Origin of the sequence: Trichloromonas sp., from assembly GCF_034006665.1 — a bacterium.
GTDB lineage: Bacteria > Desulfobacterota > Desulfuromonadia > Desulfuromonadales > Trichloromonadaceae > Trichloromonas.
In genome coordinates this window covers 1-19,278 of the sequence record NZ_JAVESI010000054.1, presented here as the reverse complement: position 1 = coordinate 19,278, position 19,278 = coordinate 1, and the positions used below count along the sequence as shown (strand labels likewise).

At 58.1% G+C, this 19,278-nt stretch carries 18 protein-coding genes and 7 tRNA genes; 1 reads left to right on the top strand and 24 read right to left on the bottom strand.

The window, feature by feature from the left end; translation table 11 throughout:
* Window positions 1-160 precede the first annotated feature (160 nt).
* The 13 genes from RBR25_RS15695 to RBR25_RS15635 all read right to left on the bottom strand — a co-directional run bounded on the left by RBR25_RS15695 (window position 161) and on the right by RBR25_RS15635 (window position 7,725).
* Window positions 161-237 (bottom strand) — tRNA-Asp (locus tag RBR25_RS15695).
* Window positions 238-280: 43 nt separating this feature from the next.
* Window positions 281-356: transfer RNA gene (locus RBR25_RS15690), tRNA-Val, on the bottom strand.
* A 15-nt stretch (window positions 357-371) separates the two neighbouring features.
* A tRNA-Asp gene (locus RBR25_RS15685) sits at window positions 372-448 on the bottom strand.
* Between the two features lie 83 nt (window positions 449-531).
* Window positions 532-804, bottom strand: coding sequence for an HU family DNA-binding protein (locus RBR25_RS15680; RefSeq protein WP_432820496.1), 273 nt, complete (start codon window positions 802-804; stop codon window positions 532-534).
* Window positions 805-906: 102 nt separating this feature from the next.
* The gene (gene lon / locus RBR25_RS15675) at window positions 907-3,327 is read right to left on the bottom strand and encodes an endopeptidase La (RefSeq protein ID WP_432820495.1); all 2,421 of its coding nucleotides are present in this window, start codon (window positions 3,325-3,327) and stop codon (window positions 907-909) included.
* Window positions 3,328-3,397: 70 nt separating this feature from the next.
* Window positions 3,398-4,648, bottom strand: coding sequence for an ATP-dependent Clp protease ATP-binding subunit ClpX (gene clpX / locus RBR25_RS15670; protein ID WP_432820494.1), 1,251 nt, complete (start codon window positions 4,646-4,648; stop codon window positions 3,398-3,400).
* A gap of 21 nt (window positions 4,649-4,669) precedes the next feature.
* Window positions 4,670-5,254 carry an ATP-dependent Clp endopeptidase proteolytic subunit ClpP gene (gene clpP, locus RBR25_RS15665; protein WP_432820493.1) on the bottom strand — a complete coding sequence of 195 codons (585 nt, stop codon included), beginning with the start codon at window positions 5,252-5,254 and terminating at the stop codon, window positions 4,670-4,672.
* Between the two features lie 4 nt (window positions 5,255-5,258).
* Window positions 5,259-6,581, bottom strand: a complete 1,323-nt coding sequence (gene tig, locus RBR25_RS15660) for a trigger factor (protein WP_432820492.1) — start codon at window positions 6,579-6,581, stop codon at window positions 5,259-5,261.
* Window positions 6,582-6,696: 115 nt separating this feature from the next.
* Window positions 6,697-6,779, bottom strand: a tRNA-Leu gene (locus tag RBR25_RS15655).
* 156 nt (window positions 6,780-6,935) lie between these two features.
* Window positions 6,936-7,011: transfer RNA gene (locus RBR25_RS15650), tRNA-His, on the bottom strand.
* Between the two features lie 76 nt (window positions 7,012-7,087).
* A tRNA-Arg gene (locus tag RBR25_RS15645) sits at window positions 7,088-7,164 on the bottom strand.
* Window positions 7,165-7,167: 3 nt separating this feature from the next.
* Window positions 7,168-7,244 (bottom strand) — tRNA-Pro (locus RBR25_RS15640).
* 220 nt (window positions 7,245-7,464) lie between these two features.
* Complete coding sequence (locus RBR25_RS15635; RefSeq protein ID WP_432820491.1) at window positions 7,465-7,725, bottom strand: hypothetical protein; 261 nt, start codon at window positions 7,723-7,725, stop codon at window positions 7,465-7,467.
* Here RBR25_RS15635 and RBR25_RS15630 point away from each other — a divergent pair.
* The gene (locus tag RBR25_RS15630) at window positions 7,724-10,681 is read left to right on the top strand and encodes an insulinase family protein (protein WP_432820490.1); all 2,958 of its coding nucleotides are present in this window, start codon (window positions 7,724-7,726) and stop codon (window positions 10,679-10,681) included. The two genes, RBR25_RS15635 and RBR25_RS15630, sit on opposite strands and share 2 nt — an antisense overlap.
* A 94-nt stretch (window positions 10,682-10,775) precedes the next feature.
* Here the strand turns inward: RBR25_RS15630 and RBR25_RS15625 are convergent, their stop codons facing one another.
* The 11 genes from RBR25_RS15625 to ndk form a co-directional block, all read right to left on the bottom strand.
* A complete protein-coding gene (locus RBR25_RS15625; protein WP_432820489.1) occupies window positions 10,776-11,222 on the bottom strand; it encodes a universal stress protein in 447 nt (148 codons plus the stop codon).
* A 190-nt stretch (window positions 11,223-11,412) separates the two neighbouring features.
* Window positions 11,413-11,799 carry a response regulator gene (locus RBR25_RS15620; RefSeq protein WP_432820488.1) on the bottom strand — a complete coding sequence of 129 codons (387 nt, stop codon included), beginning with the start codon at window positions 11,797-11,799 and terminating at the stop codon, window positions 11,413-11,415.
* A gap of 151 nt (window positions 11,800-11,950) precedes the next feature.
* Window positions 11,951-12,763 carry a purine-nucleoside phosphorylase gene (locus RBR25_RS15615; protein ID WP_432820487.1) on the bottom strand — a complete coding sequence of 271 codons (813 nt, stop codon included), beginning with the start codon at window positions 12,761-12,763 and terminating at the stop codon, window positions 11,951-11,953.
* Window positions 12,764-12,765: 2 nt separating this feature from the next.
* Entirely contained in the window at window positions 12,766-13,290 is a 525-nt protein-coding gene (locus RBR25_RS15610; protein ID WP_432820486.1) for a response regulator, read from the bottom strand.
* A 2-nt stretch (window positions 13,291-13,292) separates the two neighbouring features.
* Complete coding sequence (locus tag RBR25_RS15605) at window positions 13,293-14,114, bottom strand: helix-turn-helix domain-containing protein (RefSeq protein ID WP_432820485.1); 822 nt, start codon at window positions 14,112-14,114, stop codon at window positions 13,293-13,295.
* Window positions 14,115-14,117: 3 nt separating this feature from the next.
* Window positions 14,118-14,867 (bottom strand): tetratricopeptide repeat protein, encoded by a 750-nt coding sequence (locus RBR25_RS15600; RefSeq protein WP_432820484.1) that lies wholly within the window; start codon window positions 14,865-14,867, stop codon window positions 14,118-14,120.
* Between the two features lie 42 nt (window positions 14,868-14,909).
* Complete coding sequence (locus RBR25_RS15595; protein ID WP_432820483.1) at window positions 14,910-15,356, bottom strand: hypothetical protein; 447 nt, start codon at window positions 15,354-15,356, stop codon at window positions 14,910-14,912.
* 15 nt (window positions 15,357-15,371) lie between these two features.
* Window positions 15,372-16,283, bottom strand: a complete 912-nt coding sequence (locus tag RBR25_RS15590) for a PfkB family carbohydrate kinase (RefSeq protein WP_432820482.1) — start codon at window positions 16,281-16,283, stop codon at window positions 15,372-15,374.
* Window positions 16,284-16,369: 86 nt separating this feature from the next.
* A complete protein-coding gene (mtnP, locus tag RBR25_RS15585) occupies window positions 16,370-17,233 on the bottom strand; it encodes an S-methyl-5'-thioadenosine phosphorylase (protein WP_432820481.1) in 864 nt (287 codons plus the stop codon).
* A gap of 38 nt (window positions 17,234-17,271) precedes the next feature.
* Window positions 17,272-18,354, bottom strand: coding sequence for a 23S rRNA (adenine(2503)-C(2))-methyltransferase RlmN (rlmN, locus tag RBR25_RS15580; protein ID WP_432820480.1), 1,083 nt, complete (start codon window positions 18,352-18,354; stop codon window positions 17,272-17,274).
* 96 nt (window positions 18,355-18,450) lie between these two features.
* Window positions 18,451-18,864 (bottom strand): nucleoside-diphosphate kinase, encoded by a 414-nt coding sequence (gene ndk, locus RBR25_RS15575; RefSeq protein ID WP_432820479.1) that lies wholly within the window; start codon window positions 18,862-18,864, stop codon window positions 18,451-18,453.
* Window positions 18,865-19,278 lie beyond the last annotated feature (414 nt).

The following is a 19,278-nucleotide window of genomic DNA, read 5'->3' as shown; positions in this document are numbered from 1 at the left end:
AGCTAACGGTTCCCGTCATCAGGGTCCGTAGAGGACTTTCACCTCCAAGTCAACGATTGACCACCACGATCAATCATCTGGTGCTTACGCACCACGCGCCATGCCTGGCGCACCAAACAAAAAAGGGGTGGTCCCCAAGGAACCACCCCTTTTTCTAATATGGCGGGGCTGACGGGACTCGAACCCGCGACCTCCGGCGTGACAGGCCGGCGTTGTAACCGACTCTACTACAGCCCCTTATTTTTATTTACCTTACACACCTCTTCGTCATTTGCGTAGTTGGTGGGCGAAACAGGGATCGAACCTGTGACCCTCGGCTTGTAAGGCCGATGCTCTCCCAGCTGAGCTATTCGCCCTTCGTCTTCATAAAATGGCGGGGCTGACGGGACTCGAACCCGCGACCTCCGGCGTGACAGGCCGGCGTTGTAACCGACTCTACTACAGCCCCGCAAAAAAACAGGAAACAATACCCGGGTTAAGGTTCGGAAGAATCCGAGTCGCTTGTTTCCTACTTGAGGTCAAATGCTAAAATTAGTTCACCGCGTCTTTCAGGGCCTTACCAGCCTTGAATTTCGGAGTTTTGGCGGCGGCGATTTCGATCTTCTTGCCGGTCTGGGGGTTCTGACCGGTACGAGCCGCGCGCTCACCCACACTGAAGGTACCAAAACCAACCAAGGCAACTTTCTCACCGGCCTTAAGAGCATCAGTGACAGCATCGACAAACGACCTAAGGGCTTTCTCGGCATCCGTCTTGCTTAGTCCTGCTTTCTCTGCCATCGCATTGACAAGGTCGGTTTTTGTCACAACATACCTCCAGTTATTAGAAATGGAATAAGCCCTTCAAAACGAAGGCATTTATATCAAACTTACAAAAAGAGTGTCAAGCTAATATTTTGCTAAAAACAGCTAATGACGCACGGTTTCATCGGATTCCGCGCCATACTCGCCAGCCTCGGCGAGAGACGGCAAGGGCAGGGAAAGCCCAAGGGCTTCTTCCAACACTTGGTCCATGTGCGAAACCGGAACGATCGTCAGCGACTTGAGTATTACCGCAGGAACTTCCTCAAGATTTTTTTCGTTTTCCGCCGGGATGAGAATCTTGGAGATCCCTGCCCGTCTTGCCGCCAGCAGCTTCTCCTTGAGCCCACCAATGGCCAACACCCGACCGCGGAGGGTGATCTCACCGGTCATCGCCAGATTGCGGTCGACCTCCCGGCTGGTGAGCGCCGACGCCAGGGCCGTCGCCATAGTGATTCCGGCCGAAGGGCCATCTTTGGGAATCGCCCCTTCTGGCACATGGATGTGGATATCCAGCTTGTGATAGAAATCCTTCTCCAGCGCCAGCTCCCGCCACCGGGAACGCACATAGCTCATCGCCGCCTGGGAGGATTCGCGCATCACTTCCCCCAACTGGCCGGTGACCGTCAGCTTGCCCTGTCCGGGCAGGATCGCGGTTTCGATGGTCAGTAGCTCTCCCCCCACTTCAGTCCAGGCCAGGCCGGTGACCATCCCCACCCGGTTCTCGTCCTCCTTCACGCCGTAGGAGTAGCGGGGAACCCCCAGATATTTCTTGATCTGGGGAACGCCCACCGTGAATTTCTTCTTTTTGTCCCTGGATTTCACCAGTTCCCGGGCGATCTTTCGGCAAACGGTAGCGATTTCCCGCTCCAGGCTACGAACCCCCGATTCCCGGGTATAGCGGCGGATGATCTCGTAGAAGGTCGGCTCGGTGAAATGCACCTGCTCGGGCAGCAGACCGTGGGTTTCCAACTGCTTCGGCAACAGGTAACGTTGGGCGATGGCGAGCTTCTCCTCCTCGGTGTAGCCTTCGATGCGGATGATTTCCATCCGGTCCTGCAGGGGCCGGGGGATGGAATGCAGGGAGTTGGCTGTGGCCAGGAAAAGAACACTGGAAAGATCGTAGTCGACATCGAGAAAGTGATCGCCAAAGGCATTGTTCTGTTCGGGATCAAGCACCTCCAGTAGGGCCGAGGACGGATCCCCCCGGAAGTCGGTGCTCATCTTGTCGATCTCGTCGAGCAGGAAGACCGGGTTTCTCACACCAACCTTGCGCAACCCCTGAATAACCTTTCCGGGCATGGCACCGATGTAGGTACGGCGGTGACCACGGATTTCGGCCTCATCCCGCATCCCCCCCAGGGACATACGTACGAACTTGCGCCCCATCGCCCGCGCCACCGAACGTCCCAAAGAGGTTTTACCCACTCCCGGGGGGCCCACCAGGCAGAGGATCGGCCCTTTGATCTTCTTGACCAGGGCCTGCACTGCCAGGTATTCGAGAATCCGCTCCTTGACTTTTTCCAGCCCGTGATGGTCCGCTTCCAGAACCGCCTCGGCCCGGTCGAGATCAATCCGGTCCTTGGTTCCCTTCTTCCAGGGGAGCGACACCAGCCAGTCGATATAATTGCGGACGACCGTCGCTTCGGCGGACATCGACGACATCATCTTCAACTTACGCAGTTCGGCCATGGCCTTGGCGCTGGCTTCCTGAGACATCCGCCGCTTCTGGATCTTCTCTTCGAGGTCGCGGATTTCCTGCTTGAACTCATCCTTTTCGCCGAGTTCCTTCTGGATCGCCCGCATCTGTTCGTTGAGATAGTATTCTTTCTGGCTGCGTTCCATCTGGCTTTTGACGCGGGTGCGGATCTTTTTCTCGATCTGCAGAATCTCCACCTCCCGCTCCATCATCGCCAGCAGATGCTCCAGACGCTCCAAGGGATCGAGGCGGGAGAGGATTTCCTGCTTGTCGCTGATCCGTACATTCAGATGGGCGCCGATAGTGTCAGCCAGGCGCCCCGGATCACTTATGCCCGCAACCGATGCGACCATCTCAGCGGGGATCTTCTTGCCGAGATTGACATAGGTCTCAAAAGTTTCGCCGACACTGCGTAACAGGGCCTCGACTTCCGGAGAGGTCACAGGCGGGTCGACGAGGGTCTCTATTTCGGCGAAAACGCACTCGTCACGGTCAAAAAAAGAGCGCATCCGGGCGCGGTATTTCCCTTCGATCAACACCTTGACCGTCCCGTCGGGCAACTTGAGCAACTGGATGACCTGGCCGACCGTACCGATTTCGTAAAGATCCCGCTCCGTCGGCTCGTCCGTCTTGGGGTCTTTCTGCGTCGCCAAAAAGATCAGTTTGTCCGCCTCCATCGCTCCTTCCAAGGCACGAATGGAGCGGGGGCGGCCGACAAAGAGCGGGGTCACCATATAAGGGAAGATGACGATGTCGCGCAACGGCAACAGAGGATGAACTATCGAATCCTGGGCTTGGCCCTGGACATGCTGATCGGAATAATCGGTCATGAATCCCAGTAGTTTCCTGCCGGAAAAGAGAAGAAAAAGCCTTCGCCCAAGGGCGAAGGCCTGGAGGACGTCAGGCGGATTCGGCGCAATCGTAAAGAACGATCGGTCGAGCCTGCTTGAGAATCACGTCGTCGTTGACAACGACTTCCTTGACCCGATCCTGGGAGGGAATGTCATACATCACGTCGAGCATGGAATTTTCCAGAATGGAGCGCAACCCCCGGGCCCCGGTCTTGCGCTTGAGAGCTTCGCGGGCAATCGCCACCAATGCGCCATCGGTGAATTTAAGGTTGACCTTTTCCAGTTCGAAGAGCTTCTGGTATTGCTTCACCAGAGCGTTCTTGGGTTCCTTGAGAATCTGGATCAGCGCCTCTTCGTCCAGTTCATTGAGCGTTGCCACCACTGGCAAACGGCCGATGAATTCGGGAATCAGGCCATATTTGAGCAGGTCCACCGGCTCGACCTGGGACAGGGTTTCCCCTAGGCGCTGTTCCTTTTTCTGACGGATGTCGGCGCCAAAACCCATCCCCTTGGTCCCACTGCGCCGCGCGATGATCTCTTCCAGGCCGGCGAAAGCGCCACCGCAGATAAAAAGGATGTTGGTGGTATCGACTTTGAGAAATTCCTGCTGCGGATGCTTGCGCCCACCCTTGGGAGGCACGCTGGCCATCGTCCCCTCGATGATTTTGAGCAGGGCCTGCTGCACCCCCTCGCCGGAAACATCGCGGGTGATGGACGGAGAATCGGACTTGCGGGCGATCTTGTCGACTTCGTCGATATAGATGATCCCCTTTTGCGCCTTCTCGATATCGTAATCGGCGGCTTGTAGCAGGCTCAGGATGATGTTCTCGACATCCTCGCCGACATAACCGGCCTCGGTCAGATTGGTAGCGTCGGCAATGGCGAAGGGGACATTGAGAATACGTGCCAGTGTCTGTGCCAGCAGGGTTTTACCGCTACCGGTCGGACCAAGAAGCAGGATGTTGCTCTTCTGAACTTCGACATCCCCGGTCTTGCCGGCAAACTCCACCCGCTTGTAGTGATTGTAAACCGCTACGGCAAGAACCTTTTTGGCACGCTCCTGACCGACCACAAAATCGTCGAGGGCATCCTTGATCTCCGACGGCTTGGGCAAATGCCCGGTCCCTCCGTGGGACGAATCCTCGAGCTTGGCCTCCTCGGCAATGATGTCCTTGCACAACTCGATGCATTCGTCACAGATGTAAACCGCCGGGCCGGCAATCAACTTCTTCACCTCTTCCTGCGTCTTGCCGCAAAAAGAACAGGTCAATTGTCCGGTTTGGGTGTCGTCTCGGCTCACTCATTTCCTCCAAGCTGTAAGTCAGGTTTTTCGCTTTACAATATCGTCGATAATACCATAATTTTTCGCGGTTTCGCTACCCATGAAAAAATCCCGCTCGGTATCGACCGCGATCCTCTCCAGAGGCTGGCCGGTATGGTGGGCGAGAACGCCGTTCAAGGTATCGCGGATCTTGAGAATTTCCTCGGCGTGGATCTTGATATCCGTGGCCTGCCCCTGAAATCCGCCGAGAGGCTGATGAATCATGACCCGGGCATGGGGCAGGGCGTAACGCTTGCCCTTGGCGCCGGCACAGAGCAGAACTGCGCCCATGCTCGCCGCCTGCCCGACGCAGATGGTCGAAACCGGAGCCTTGAGATACTGCATGGTGTCGTAGATCGCCATGCCGGCCGTCACCACCCCGCCGGGGGAATTGATATATAAATGAATATCCTTATCCGGATCTTCTGATTCGAGGAAGAGCAACTGGGCGATAATGAGATTGGCCATGTGATCCTCGATGGCCCCCCCCAGAAAAATGATGCGATCCTTAAGCAGCCGGGAATAGATGTCGTAGGCGCGCTCCCCCCGACCCGTCTGCTCGACCACCATGGGAATCAGACTCATGGCCTTACTCCTCGTCCTGGCCGGAGCGGGCGGCCAGTTCTTCTTTGGAAACCTCCTCCACGACCGACTGACCGAGCAGGAAGCGCATCACCTTTTCTTCGGTGATCTGCGCCATCAGGCCACGGCGAGCTTCCTCGCTGCCGTAATACTTCTTGACTGAATCGATGGACGCACCGGACATCTTGGCGATCTCTTCGAGCTTGTCGTCGAGATCCTCAGATTCGGCGGTGATCTTCTCCTGCCGAGCCACGGCTTCGAGAATCAGGCTGCCCTTGACTTGATCGACCGCGCTGTCGCGATACATCTGCTTGAAGGACTCCTCGTTCATCCCCATCATTTCCAGGCTGAGTCCCTGGTTCTTGAGACGATTGCGGATATTCCCCAGCATGTAGTCGAGTTGTGCTGAGACCATCGTCTCGGGCACTTCCATGGGATTGCGGGCGATCAGCGCAGCAATGAGCCGCTCGCGCAGATCCCCGTCGATGCGGTTCTGCTCTTGCAGACGATGATTCTCCTCCAGCTTTTCGCGCAGTTCCTGAAGGGATTCCAGCCCGAAACCTTTGGCGAATTCGTCGTCCAGCTCCGGCATGATCTTTTCCTGAATCTCATGAAGCTTGACCTTAAAAGTCGCTGGTTTGCCGGCCAGCTCCTTGTTCCCGTATTCCTCGGGGAAAGTCACGGCGATTTCCCGTTCTTCCCCCCGCCGCATCCCTTCGAGCTGCTCCTCGAAGCCGGGGATGAAAGTTCCGGAGCCCAGTTCCAACTGATGCTTCTCGGCCTTGCCTCCGGCGAAAGGCACGCCGTCGACAAAGCCTTCGAAGTCGATCAGCACCTCGTCGCCGTCTTGGGCCTGCTCCCGCTCGACAACACGCTGGGAAACGCGGCCCATGCGCATCTCTTCGAGGCGAGCGTCGACTACGGACAGATCGGCCAGAAACTTCTCTTTCTGCAGGGCGATCCCGGTGTAGTCCTTGACGGTAATCTCCGGCTTGATCTCGACATGGGCCTGATACGTAAAAGCCTGCCCCTTCTGCAGAACCGAGCTCTCCACGATCTCCGGATCGGAAATGGCCGGAACCTTGTGCTCCACCAGCGCTTTGAAGTAGGAATCGTTGATCAGCCGCCCTAAGGCCTGCTCCTCCATCTGCGGCGCATAATATTTTTCAATCACCGAACGAGGCGCCTTGCCGGGGCGAAAGCCCTTGATCTTCGCGGTCTTGGCAATCTTCTGATAAGCCTTTTCAATCTCGGCGTCAACCATCGCGGCGGGAACTTCGAAAGAGAGCTTCTTCTTGATGCTGCTGATATCTTCCAGAGTGACGTTCATGGGTGTTTACCTCGCGGAACTGGGGGATGAATAGAATAACCAGAAAAAAAATCACCGCGGCTGACATCTCCGCGGAGCGGTGAATGGAATCCGGTCGAACGGAAGGGAACAGGGATGGTGCGAGAGGGGGGAGTCGAACCCCCACGGTTGCCCGCTGGATCCTAAGTCCAGTGCGTCTGCCAATTCCGCCACTCTCGCATCAAGACGAGGATCGCACAAAAATCATTGCCGGCACCGCAAAAGGCGGACACCGGAAACGTCAAATGACGAAAGGCCCATCCTTTTGCCGACGCACCTGTGACCATCCTCGTCACATTCACTGATACGGTAAAAAAGGTGGGCCAGAATAATCAATGGGGTGAGTGAAGGGGATCGAACCCTCGACAACTGGAGCCACAATCCAGTGCTCTACCGACTGAGCTACACCCACCATAAAAGAGGTCACATACTAGCCAAGAGGGGTACCCTTGTCAACGGGAATCTTCCAGGCTCCCGGAGTCGATGAATGGCGCGCCAGGGAGGGCTCGAACCCCCGACCCACGGCTTAGAAGGCCGTTGCTCTATCCAGCTGAGCTACTGGCGCCCGTGGTCGGAGCGAGAGGATTCGAACCTCCGACCCCCTGCTCCCAAGGCAGGTGCGCTACCAGGCTGCGCTACGCTCCGACAAGGACGAGTTGTTTAGCATGGCGCCCTCTCTTTTGCAACCAGAAAAAGAACCTTTTCGGCAAAAAAAGGATTGTTAACGGTCACATATCCACAAGTTCAGCGCCGGTCGGCCTTCTTGCCGACCGAGACAAGCCGTGTCGAGATTCGCCCGATCAGGAATCCCTAAAAAAAGTAACTATCCGAAATAACGAGACCATTGCATCTGCACAAAAAATGTTCAAATTGTTATTTGCATTGATCCAAGGGCACTTTCCCCTCTTTCGCAGACGATTTCCAAAGCTTTATCCACAGCTACTGTTGACAAGCGCATAAACCCTTGAAAACATGCGCCGATCAGGTCTTCCGCCGAGGGCGACAACGGCCGGGAAGTTTTCAAAAATAGAGCCGCAGGGGATTGCGCGCCTTTTTCATCCTGACAGAGACGCCCAGGTGCGCTAAACTGCCATTTTAATACCTCAACCGCCAAAGGACGACTCATGAAAGATAACCGCTGGACCGCCGGTTTCCGGAAACATGGATTTACCGTCACCGGAGCGACCGACCTTCCGGAAATCAATCTTCGCTTTATTGAACTGCGTCACGACCAAAGCGGGGCGCACATCGTGCATCTCGCCGCCAACGACCCGAACTGCCTCTTTGCCGTCGGTTTTCGCACCCCCCCCGAGGACTCCACAGGCGTAGCGCATATTCTTGAACATACCGTGCTCTGCGGCTCTCGGCGCTTTCCCGTGCGTGATCCCTTCTTCGCCATGCTCAAGCGCAGCCTCAATACCTTCATGAACGCCTTGACCGCCGGCGACTGGACCCTCTATCCCTTCGCCAGCCAGAATCGCAAGGACTTTTTCAATCTGCTTTCCATCTACCTCGATGCCGCCTTTTTCCCTCTGCTCAGTGAACGGGATTTCCATCAGGAAGGTCATCGCCTGGAATTCACCGATCCCGAGGATTCCCGCTCCCCCCTCGAATACAAGGGGGTCGTCTACAACGAGATGAAAGGGGCCATGTCCGACCCGTCGTCCCTGCTCTGCCGACGCCTGGCATCAGCTCTCTATCCAACCACCACCTACCGCCACAACTCAGGGGGGGATCCGGCGAAGATTCCGGAACTTACCTGGGAACAACTCCGGCAGTTCCATGCCGGCCACTATCACCCCGGCAATGCCTATATCTTCACTTACGGCAACCTCGACCTAGAACCGGTCCTAGAAATCATCAACCGAGATGCCCTTTCCGCATTCGCGCGGCGGCCTGTCGCCGGCGAGGTTCCACCGGAGATTCACCTGACCAGCCCCCGGCGGATTGAGGAAGTCTTTCCCGTCGATCCCGGCAGCCCCTTGGAAAAACGCGCCCTAACGCAGGTGGCCTGGTTGACTTGCGACATCAACGACCGCCTTGACCGGCTCGGTCTGTCCCTCCTCGCCAGTTTGCTTCTCGGCAATTCCGGCGCCCCTCTCTACCGCGCCCTGCTCGACTCGGGATTGGGGGCCAATTTGGCTCCGGGCAGCGGCTACCAGGACGACAACCGCACCACCTACTTTGCCGTCGGCCTGCAGGGCATCGATCCGGGAAAAAGCGCCGCCGTCGAGACGCTGATCCTCGCCACCCTCGAAGAGTCGGCCCGTACCGGATTCAGTACCGAACGAATCGAAGGCGTCCTCCACCGCCTGGAATTCTCCATCCGCGAGGTCACGGGGGACCAGCATCCCTATCCTCTGGTGTTGCTGATGCGCCTGATCGGTCCCTGGATTCACGGCGGCAATCCCGTCGAGGCCCTGCGGTTCGACGAGCTCCTCGGTCAGCTGCGGCAAAAGATCGCCGAAGGCCCCTATTTCCAGGATCTGATCCGCCGCTACCTGCTTGACAATCCCCATCGCGTCACCCTGACCTTGCGCCCCGATGATGAATTGCAGGCCCGCCAGGATCAGGAAATCGCCGCCCGTCTCGAAGCGCTTCGCGCCGGACTCGATGCGGACAAGGTCGAGGAAATCCGTCGGCAGGCTCGGGAACTGCGCGAGGCCCAAGAAGCAGAGGAAGACCTTTCCTGCCTGCCGACCCTGGAACTCAGCGACATCCCGGAAACGGAAGACCCTGTCGTTTACAGTCAATCCACGGTCGCCGAGCGCCCCGTTTACTGGTTCGACCAGCCGACTAACGGTATCGGCTACATCACCCTGCACTTCGATATCAGCGGCCTGTGCGAAGAGCACCTGGCTTTGGTTCCGGTCTTCTGCACCCTGCTCGGGCAAATCGGCGCCGCCGGCTACAGCTATGCGGAAATGGCCGAGCGCATGGAAGCGGCAACCGGCGGCATTCAGGCCCGCGCCACCATTCTCGACGCCCCCGAAAGCCTGGCAGCGAGCCGCAACCTTCTCGCCCTCAAAGGCAAAGCGTTGATCCGCAACCAGGAAAAGCTCTTTACCATCCTCGGCGACCTCTGCCGCGCCCCCGACTTCTCCGACCTCAAACGCCTGCACACGGTGCTTAACCAGGTCCGGACGTCGTTGGAGAACTCCATACCCGGCTCCGGGCACAGCTATGCCGCCCGTTCCGCAGCCGGCGGGCTGACCCCCGCAGGACGTCTGCGCGAAGCCTGGAATGGACTGGAGCAAATCCTGCTGGTCAAGGAACTGGCCGGGAAAACACCCGGGGAACTGGCCGGCTTCGCCGAAAGCATGGCGAAGATGGCCAAACAGCTCCTCTGCCGGCGGCGCCTTTCCTGCGCGGTCACCGGCGAGCAAGGGCATTTCGCCGCGATCTCTCCCTATCTGGAAGGGTTCCTGACACAGTTGCCGATGGGGAAAGCACCGTCCCCCCAAACTCCGTGCGACTTCTCCCCCCATGTCCGAAACATCGGTTGGGCGACCTCCGTTCCGGTAAACTACGTCAGCCGCGTCTTCCGCGCCGTGCCCTACAGCCATCCGGACAGCGCGACCCTGATGGTTTTGGCTAAACTGTTGCGCGCCAGTTATCTCCATCGGGAAATCCGTGAAAAAGGAGGAGCCTATGGCGGTTTGGCCAACTACGGCAGCGAAAGCGGCATTTTTGCCTTCCTTTCCTATCGGGATCCGCATCTGACCCGCACCTTGCGGGTTTACGACGAGGCCGTGGACTGGGCTGTTGCCGGTCGCTTCGACGACGAACAGATCAAAGAGGGAATTCTCTCCATCTTCGCCGACCTCGACCGTCCGCTCTCGCCGGGAAGCCGGGGAAGCCAGGAATTCGCCAACATCGAGCAGGGGCTGACCCTGGAGATGCGCAACCTTCTGCGCCGCCGGATCTTGGCCGTCGATCGGGAAGCCCTGTGCCGGACCGCCGTCCGCTACCTCTCCAAAGAGAAGCGCCTCAGTGCTGTCGGAATCATTGCCGGAGAAGCGACCCTGCGCCAGGCCGGCGAGGAACTTGGCGCGAAGTTTCTGCACATCGAAACGATCTGACCCCCAGCCTCGAAACCGGATAAAACGACAATCCCCCTCGTGACACCGGATTCACGAGGGGGATTGTCGTTTCAACGGAAAAGGAAGGGTGTTTCTACTCAGCGTAGTGGATCGTCATGACCGGGATGGTGGATTTGCGGACCACCTTCTCGGCGGTGCTGCCGAAAAGGACATGGTCGAGACCGGTACGGCCGTGGGTGCCCATGATGATCAGGTCGGCGGACTGTTCCTCGGCCTTCTTGATGATTTCGTCATAGGGAATGCCCGGCAGCAGGAAGGTTTCATAGCTGCCGTAGTCACCAAGCTGGTCGCGGCAGAATTTATCCATCATCTTCCTGGCCCCCTCCTCGATTTCCTGCTCAAGTTTCTCGAAGGAGATATGCGGCACATAAAAACCGCGCAAGTCCACCGGTTCGTTGATGACATGGACGATGAGCAAGCGCGCCTGATATTTCCGGGCCAGGGACAGGGCGTACTGAAAAGCGTAATCGGAACTCTGGGAAAAATCGAGGGCGAAGAGGATGGTTTTGAAGTCTTTCATGTTCAGGCACTCCTTGAAGGTTGGCCGTAAAGGCGTTAAGCGATAGCTGGAAACTCCCGTTCGGTACGGCTGATCAAAAATAACCGGAAGCAAGGCTCCCAAAATCGTCAGAAGTAAAACATACCTGAAAGATACGTCGCAGCAATGCAGATGAGGGCAATGCCGCAGACGGGTGTTTTTCATCAGCCGGTCAGCAGAGATGAGCCCCCCGCTCGAACAGCTTGTTCATCACCGCCTTGAGAACATCAAGTTTGATCGGCTTGTGCAGGTACTCGAAAGCACCGAGATTCATGGCTTCAAGATAGGATTCGACCTCACCGTAGGCGGTGATCATGATCACATAGATGCTCGGGTGGCGGCGGCTGAGTTCCTGCAGAAAGACCAGGCCGTTCATGCGCGGCATTTTGATATCGCTGATCACCAGATTTACCCGTTTGCCGCGCAGATACTCCAGAGCCTCGCAACCGTCGGCGACACTGTCCACCTCGTAGCCTTCCTGGGCCAGAAGTTTGGTCAGCCCGATCCGGGCATTTTCCTCGTCGTCGACAATGAGTATTTTTTCTCGTCCTGCCCCCACGCGGGTTCTCCTTTTGTAAATTGACTTAAAACGTACCACAGGCGCAACGCCTGTCAAGCTCGCGACTCTTTGTGGAAGACGGGATAATGATTGAATTTTTGCTGATTTGACGGGGTCAGGCGAGGGGAGAAAAACGGGTGGCGGAAAAACCTCAGGACTCTTGCCAGAGGCTCATCAGCCCGTAACCCAGATCGAGCAGGCGCCGAGCGCCGTCGCTACCGGCGCGCAGTACCTCGTCGTGGGAGAGGGGGGTGGGGGAAAGTCCGGCGGCGAGATTGGCGATCAGACTCAGAGCGACGACCTCCATGCCGAGATAGCGGCCCATGATCGCCTCCGGAACCGTGGACATGGAGACCACATCGGCGCCTAGCCGGTGCAGCATATGGATTTCCGCAGGGGTTTCGTAGGAAGGACCGGGCATTGCCGCGAGCACGCCGCGATGCAGGGTGATGCCCTTATCCTGCAGCTGCTCACGCAGGGGAAGATAGAATTCTTGCCGATAAAGCCCGCACAGATCGACAAAGGGGTGGAGCGGTTCGCCGCGCAGGGGGTTGTCCCCGAGCAGGTTGAGATGATCTTCCAGATACATGAAATCGCCGACCTGAAAGGCCGGATTGATGCCGCCGACGGCGTTGGTCAAGAGCAGGCGCCGACAACCAAGAGCAGCGGCGAGGCGCACCGGCAGGGCCACCTGACGGGCATCGAAACCTTGATAAAGATGGTAGCGCCCCTGGAAAAAGAGAACTTTCCAGCCCTGGAAACGTCCCGCCACCAACCGCCCGGCATGCCCTTCAACGCGCACATGGGAAAATCCCGGGATTTCCCGATAATCCACAAAGACCGCGGACTCGGCCTGATCCGCCAGCACCCCCCAGCCCGAGCCGAGAACCACCGCCAGATCGAAGACCTCCCCGCCGAGACGCTGGGCAAGGATCTCGGCACCCTTCTCCTCTTCCCAGGCCATGATCAATCCTCCAGCAGTTTCTTCACCCGTTCCAGCAACTGCTCAGGCTTGAAAGATTTGCTGATAAAATCGTCGGCCCCACCCCGATAGACCTCGCCGATCTCCTCGCTCTTGCGAAAGACACCGCTCATGGCGAGCAGTCGCACTTGGCGCAAAGCCTGATCCGCACGTACCTCACGGATCAGTTCATAGCCGTTCTTCCCGGGCAGGTTGAGGTCGAGCAGCACCAGATCCGGTCGCACTTCACGGATGATGCGCATCGCCTCCTCGCCGTCGCCGGCGAAGAGAAACTCCACTTCCAGCGTCTTGAGAATATCCCCCGTCAGTTCCTGGAAAAAGCGGGAGTCATCGACGATCAGGCATTTTTTCCGGGAAACGGTCGGCGCAGCGGCATTGCCCTCCCCGGCCGCCAGTTCCAAGCGAAAGACATGACCGCAGCCGGGGCATTTGATCCGCGGCGTCCGGCTGCCGGCGCGAGTCGGATCGAAACGGTAACTGGCCTGACAATTCGGACAGGCAATGCGCATCGTTATTCCTCCGGTTCGCCGACATCGCCTCGCAGCAAGAGTTCGCTTCGGCCACGCAGGTCAAGCGGCTGTTCATCAAGCCAGAGGGCGAGAGCATCGGGGCGATCGACCCGCAACCGCAGGGATTTGGCGGCACTCCAACTGATACTGCTGCCCCCGGCCAGGGTATATTGACGCGGCGGCTGTTCATCGATCCGGATTTCCAGGGCAACCTGTTCCCGGGTCTCGACCCGCAGCACCCCACCGGCAGCCGGGAGGCTTTCGGGGGATGTTCCCACGGCGGCCGCCGGCGGTTCCTCAACCGGCGCGGCGGTCTCCGAGCTTTCGGTCGGGAGCGCGGCTGGTTCTTCAGGAATGGGAACCGGAGGCACAACTTCCTCGACCGGCGACGGCTGCCGGAACTCGGCGTAGGGCGGAGTCCAGGGTCCGTAACGCCAGGCGAAAAAGGCTATGCCCGCCAGCGCCAGCACCGCAAGAGCGGAAAGGGTCGAGCGTCGCAGCCACAGACGCGGCCGGGACGACTGAATGAGAAAGGGATCGTTGACCAGAGGAGGGATTTCGCTGAAACCGGAGCCCTTGCCAATCTGGGCACGGAGCTCTTCCGTCAACGCCTCCGGAGAAAGACCCAGGGCCTCGGCATAGCTCTTCAGGAAACCGAAGAGGTAGGCTTCGCCGGGAAACGCGTCAAAGCGATCCTCTTCGAGAGATTGCAAAAAAGAGAGGCGCACCCGGGTTTTGTCCGCCAGATCGGCTAGGGACAATCCTAGTTCTTCCCGGCGCAACCGAAGCCGGGAGCCGACACTGAGACGTTCGGAATCGGTCATGGTCTATCTCAACACTTCGATGTAGCTTTTGGATAAATGGGCTTCATCCGAAGCCGGATCCAGCCGCAGAACTTCGTTGAAGGACGCGAGCGCTTCGGACTTCTGCCCATTCTTCATCTGGGCAAGTCCCAGCCTGTAGTGGATCTCGGCCACGGCGGGAGCCAGTTCGGCGGCCTTTTGCAAAGAAGCGACCGCCAGATCCCATTTATTCAGTTCGTGATAGGTCTCACCCAGGCGAAAATGGGCCAGAGCAAAATTGGGGTTATCCTTGAGCGCTTCCTGAAAGGCGCCTACCGCATCGAGATATTCCCGTTTCTGCATATAGGCGAATCCGATTCCCGTATGGGCACGTTCCGGCTGGCCAAAGAGCAGATTGGAAGTCGCCAGGCGGAAGTATTTGACGGCATCGTCCCAGCGCTGCATGTCGAGATAAAGGGCGGCAAGATTGTTCTGATGTTCCGGCGAATTTCCCCCTAGCTGCAGGGCCTTCAGGTAGTGTTTCTCGGCGTCGGGATAGGCTTTTTTGAACTGGTAAGCCAAGGCCAGGGCGTTGTGATAGTCGGCATTCTGGGGATTCGCCTCAACCGCCTGAAGAAATTCCTTCAGGGCCGGAGTCAGCTGTTGCTGGCGAAAATGGGAAAGACCGAGCATATAGTGGGACTCCCCCTTGGGGGGCTTCTTTTCCGTGGAACCGCAACCGGCGCCAAGGGCCAGGACTCCGGTCAAAAGCAGAATGAACAACGGTTTCAGCACGCATACCTCCCGGTGGTTCGCAAACCACGTTCCGGTAAAAGGTCAAAGGGTCGCCAAGAGACGGCCAAGGGCCGCTACCGCCCCTTCCCATCCGGTCGCCCCATCGACCAGACCGCCGGCGAAGAGCGGCAGGGAAAACCACAAGCGCTGCCGCTCTTCGCCGGCCAGCAGGTGGATTTCCGTATCATCAAAGAGAAAGCCCAGGGATTCGGCGAAACGCAAGCCGGCGAGGCGCTGCTCCTCGACCTTCAGGGGAGAGCCGTCCACCGGATCGTCCCGGTAAAAGGCGAGCCGGCGACTTTCACGAAGATGGAAGATGACGGCGACCCGCACCCCCTGGGTGGCGGCATAGACGCAGACAAAGGCTTCGGCCTGTTGCGCCGGAAGTCCCGGCAGGGCAACCTGGATTTCTCCCAGGGAACGATGCAGGCGCAGCACCCGTTCAGCGGGAAGAGCCAGACGTACAGTGTTGCGATCCCACTGGAACATGGCTCCGACTCCGAATCAGGCTTCCGCGGAAAAGTCCGTGAGCAACCGAAACTGCCGGAAGCGCTCATGGACCTGGGCGATGTCGAGGGTTTTCAAGCGATTCAGACTGAAATTCTCGACGTTGAACGAGGCCATGATCGAACCGTAAATAATCGCCTGGCGGATATTGGCATCGGCCAGATTGCAGGTCGAGGCGAGATAACCCATAAAACCCCCAGCGAAGGTGTCGCCGGCCCCGGTGGGATCGAAGACGGTCTCCAGGGGATAGGCCGGGGCGGTGAAGATGCTGTGTTCGGTAAACATGATCACCCCGTATTCCCCGCGTTTGACCACCAGGGTTTTTGGCCCCATGGCCAAAATCGTCCGGGCCGCCTTGACCAGATTGGCCTCGCCGGCGAGTTGGCGGGTTTCCCCTTCATTGATCACCAGCAGATCGACGTGCCGCAGGGTTTTGAGCAGCGCCTCCCGTTTCCCGGAGATCCAGAAGTTCATGGTGTCGCAGGCGACCAGCCGGGGCCGTTTCACCTGTTTGAGCACTTCCATCTGCAATTCGGGGTCGATGTTGGCGAGGAAGACATATTCGGCGTCCTCGTAGCCGGCGGGCAGCTCGGGCCGGAAGGTTTCAAAGACATTGAGCTGGGTATCGAGGGTCTGCGCCTCGTTGAGATCGAAGCCGTAGCGCCCCTTCCAGCGGAAGGTCCGCCCCGGCGCGGTACGCAGGCCGCGCAGGTCGATTTCGCGGGATGCGAGAAAACGCCGGTGTTCCTCGGGAAAATCCTCGCCAACCACGGCCACCAGCTGGACCTCGGTGAAAAAGCTCGCCGCCGTGCTGAAGAAGGTACCGCTGCCGCCGAGAACGTCCTCGACCTGCCCAAACGGCGTCGCCACCGAATCGAATGCCACCGAACCCACCACCAACAGACTCATATCTCAATCAACCTTCCTGTGAATAAAGAGTGCCAAGAACTTTACCCCCGGACCCGCGCCGCCGCAAGCAGGCACGGGAAAAGGGATTACAGATAACGCCCGATCAGCAGCTCAAGCTTGTTTCGGGTCGCCTCGGGAATCCGTTCGCGCTGGGTCATGATTGCGTATTTGAGCGCTTCGCCGCAGCCACAGTCCCGAGGAGTCGTCAGTTGTCGCGCCGCGCGACGGATGATGTCGCGGGCGGTCGCCACGTTGCGCTGAATGATCGCCAAGACCGCTTCGATGGAGACATCCTCGTGTTCAGCGTGCCAGCAATCGTAATCGGTGGCCAGAGCGACAGTAGCGTAGCAGATTTCCGCCTCGCGGGCCAGGCGCGCTTCGGGAATATTGGTCATGCCGATGACGTCGACGCCCCAACTCCGATAGATGTTGGACTCGGCACGGGTGGAGAAGTTCGGCCCCTCGATGCAGATGTAGGTTCCTCCCTTGTGGGCGACGGCGCCGGCGGCGACCGCGGAGTCATAGAGCACCCCCGCGAGGTTGGCGCAGACCGGATCGGCAAACTGCACATGTCCGACCACCCCCTCACCGAAAAAGGTCGAGGCCCGCTTGCCCTGGGTACGGTCGAAAAACTGGTCGGGAATGACGATGTGCCCGGGAACGATCTCCTCCTTCATGCTCCCCACCGCCGAAACGGAAATGATGCGTTCGACCCCAAGCTGTTTCATCCCGTGGATATTGGCCCGATAGTTGACCTCGGAGGGGAGCAGCCGGTGGCCCCGTCCGTGGCGGGGGAGAAAGACCATCTTCACCCCATCCAGCATCCCCGTCACATAGGCGTCGGAGGGCGCACCGAAGGGGGTATCGAGAACCACCTCGCGAATGTCGGTAAGTTGTTCGATTTCGTAAAGACCGCTGCCGCCGATGACGCCGATAACCGGTTGAGACATGTTCTGACGTTCCTCCCGTACCCTATGAAAAAATAGCTTTAATCGCCCTGCCCGGCCGACTCGTCCGCCGCTGCCGGCAAGCCCTTCCGGGACTTTTCCAGCTTGCCCTTGAGCTGGCCGCAGGCCGCCGAAATATCCTGCCCCTTGCTGGCACGGCGGATGGCGATGATATTGCGGCTGAGCAAATAGGTCTGAAAGGCCTCGATCGCTTCGGTGGTCGGCGCCCGGAATGACGAGCCTTCATGCTCGTTGTAGGGGATGAGATTGACCTTGGCCTTGATGCCGTGGAGCAGCGTCACCAGACGCTTGGCGTCCTGCAGGGAATCATTCACATCACGGATCAGAATATATTCGAAGGTGATGCGCTGCCGGGGTTGCAGGGGGAAGTCACGACAAGCCGCCATCAGCTCTTTCAGAGGGTAGCGGCGATTGATCGGCATCAGCTCGTCGCGTACCGCATCGGTGGTAGCGTTGAGGGAAACCGCCAGATTGACCCGGATGCGCTCGCCCAGCTCGCGCATCTGCGGCACCAGCCCGGAAGTCGACAAGGTGACCTTGCGTACTCCAAAGTTCAACCCCTCTTCCAGATAAAAAATCTGCAACGCCTTGATCACATTATCGAGATTGTCCAGGGGTTCGCCCATGCCCATCAGCACCAGATTCTGTACCGGCCCGTCCTTCAGCGCCGCGCACACCTGATTGACGATCTCCCCCGGCTCCAGATCACGTACCAAGCCAAACGTGCCGGTCAGGCAGAAGGAACATTTCATGGCGCAACCGACCTGGGTCGAAAGACACAAGGTTGCCCGCTCGTTCTCCATGGGAATGCGCACCGTCTCAACGGTCTGGCCGTCAGCCAGCCGGAAGAGGTATTTCTTCGTCCCGTCCCGGCTTTCTTCGACCAGTTCGGGACTCCAGTCGGAGATGGTCGCCCAATTCGCCAGATCTTTACGGAAATCCTTGGCCAGGTCGGTCATCTCGGCAAAAGAAGTCACGCCCCGCCCATAGATCCAGCGCATGATCTGCTTGGCGCGAAAGGGTTTTTGCCCCCGCTCGGCAAGCAAGGCGGATAACTCTTCGAGGGTCAGATTTTTTAGATCGATCAAACTTCCGGAGCTCATAAAAACGTCGTTCTTCGCTGATTTTACATGAAAAAACCCTTCGGATCATAGCCGAAGGGTCGTCTTTTCACAAGGTTAATCTGGTCCGTAAAGGGATTACAGCAGCTCCAGCCCGGAGAAGAAGTAGGGGATTTCGAAGGCGGCAGTTTCTGAGGCGTCGGAACCGTGGGTAGCGTTTTCGCCGATGGAGGTGCCGAATTCCTTGCGCAGGGTGCCCGCGGCGGCATCGGCGGGATTGGTGGCGCCCATCAGGTCGCGCCACTTCTTGATGGCGCCGGCAGCTTCGAGAACCATGACCACACAGGGACCGCTGCTCATGAAGTCGGTGAGTTCACCGAAGAAGGGGCGCTCTTTGTGCACATAGTAAAAGCCCTCGGCTTCCACCTTGCTCATGTAGAGTTTTTTCAGACCGACGACCTTGAATCCTTCAGCGTAGATACGGGCGAGAATCTTGCCGGCGTGACCAGCGGCGAAGGCATCGGGCTTGATGATAGCGAACGTTCTTTCCATGGGGCAACTCCTTAAATGACGGAATGTTTTTAACTCGCGAAAGCGTCGCGTCTTTTAGCATCCCGCAAAGGGAAAGTCAAGAAAATCAACGGAAATCCCCGTCCCTCCCGGTCCCCTCATCATGGATACTTGCACAGCAAGCATGCCGTTGTCTGACTAAGCAAAAAGCGCCAAATGCAAGGCGCGCCAGGGACGAGCAATGAGGCGTACTTATGTATATGTACGTCGAAGCCGCGAGGCGATGGCGGCAACGCAGCAGTTGGCGAGTTTTTGCGACGCCGGCATCATTGATGCCACCGCAAAAAGAGAAGATCCGACAAATAGTTTAAATCATTAGATTATTTGCAATTTTTTTCTTGCGCCGGGACGTAATCTATGGTATATTCCTCAACAATTCCAATGCCTTGCGAGGGA

Excerpts from the sequence above, each read along its gene's own strand:
- lon (WP_432820495.1), bottom strand. The coding sequence starts at position 3,327 with ATGACCGATTATTCCGATCAGCATGTCCAGGGCCAAGCCCAGGATTCG.
- clpP (WP_432820493.1), bottom strand. The coding sequence starts at position 5,254 with ATGAGTCTGATTCCCATGGTGGTCGAGCAGACGGGTCGGGGGGAGCGC.
- tig (WP_432820492.1), bottom strand. The coding sequence starts at position 6,581 with ATGAACGTCACTCTGGAAGATATCAGCAGCATCAAGAAGAAGCTCTCT.
- RBR25_RS15630 (WP_432820490.1), top strand. The coding sequence starts at position 7,724 with ATGAAAGATAACCGCTGGACCGCCGGTTTCCGGAAACATGGATTTACC.
- RBR25_RS15635 (WP_432820491.1), bottom strand. The coding sequence starts at position 7,725 with ATGAGTCGTCCTTTGGCGGTTGAGGTATTAAAATGGCAGTTTAGCGCA.
- RBR25_RS15625 (WP_432820489.1), bottom strand. The coding sequence starts at position 11,222 with ATGAAAGACTTCAAAACCATCCTCTTCGCCCTCGATTTTTCCCAGAGT.
- RBR25_RS15615 (WP_432820487.1), bottom strand. The coding sequence starts at position 12,763 with ATGGCCTGGGAAGAGGAGAAGGGTGCCGAGATCCTTGCCCAGCGTCTC.
- RBR25_RS15610 (WP_432820486.1), bottom strand. The coding sequence starts at position 13,290 with ATGCGCATTGCCTGTCCGAATTGTCAGGCCAGTTACCGTTTCGATCCG.
- RBR25_RS15605 (WP_432820485.1), bottom strand. The coding sequence starts at position 14,114 with ATGACCGATTCCGAACGTCTCAGTGTCGGCTCCCGGCTTCGGTTGCGC.
- RBR25_RS15595 (WP_432820483.1), bottom strand. The coding sequence starts at position 15,356 with ATGTTCCAGTGGGATCGCAACACTGTACGTCTGGCTCTTCCCGCTGAA.
- RBR25_RS15590 (WP_432820482.1), bottom strand. The coding sequence starts at position 16,283 with ATGAGTCTGTTGGTGGTGGGTTCGGTGGCATTCGATTCGGTGGCGACG.
- mtnP (WP_432820481.1), bottom strand. The coding sequence starts at position 17,233 with ATGTCTCAACCGGTTATCGGCGTCATCGGCGGCAGCGGTCTTTACGAA.
- rlmN (WP_432820480.1), bottom strand. The coding sequence starts at position 18,354 with ATGAGCTCCGGAAGTTTGATCGATCTAAAAAATCTGACCCTCGAAGAG.
- ndk (WP_432820479.1), bottom strand. The coding sequence starts at position 18,864 with ATGGAAAGAACGTTCGCTATCATCAAGCCCGATGCCTTCGCCGCTGGT.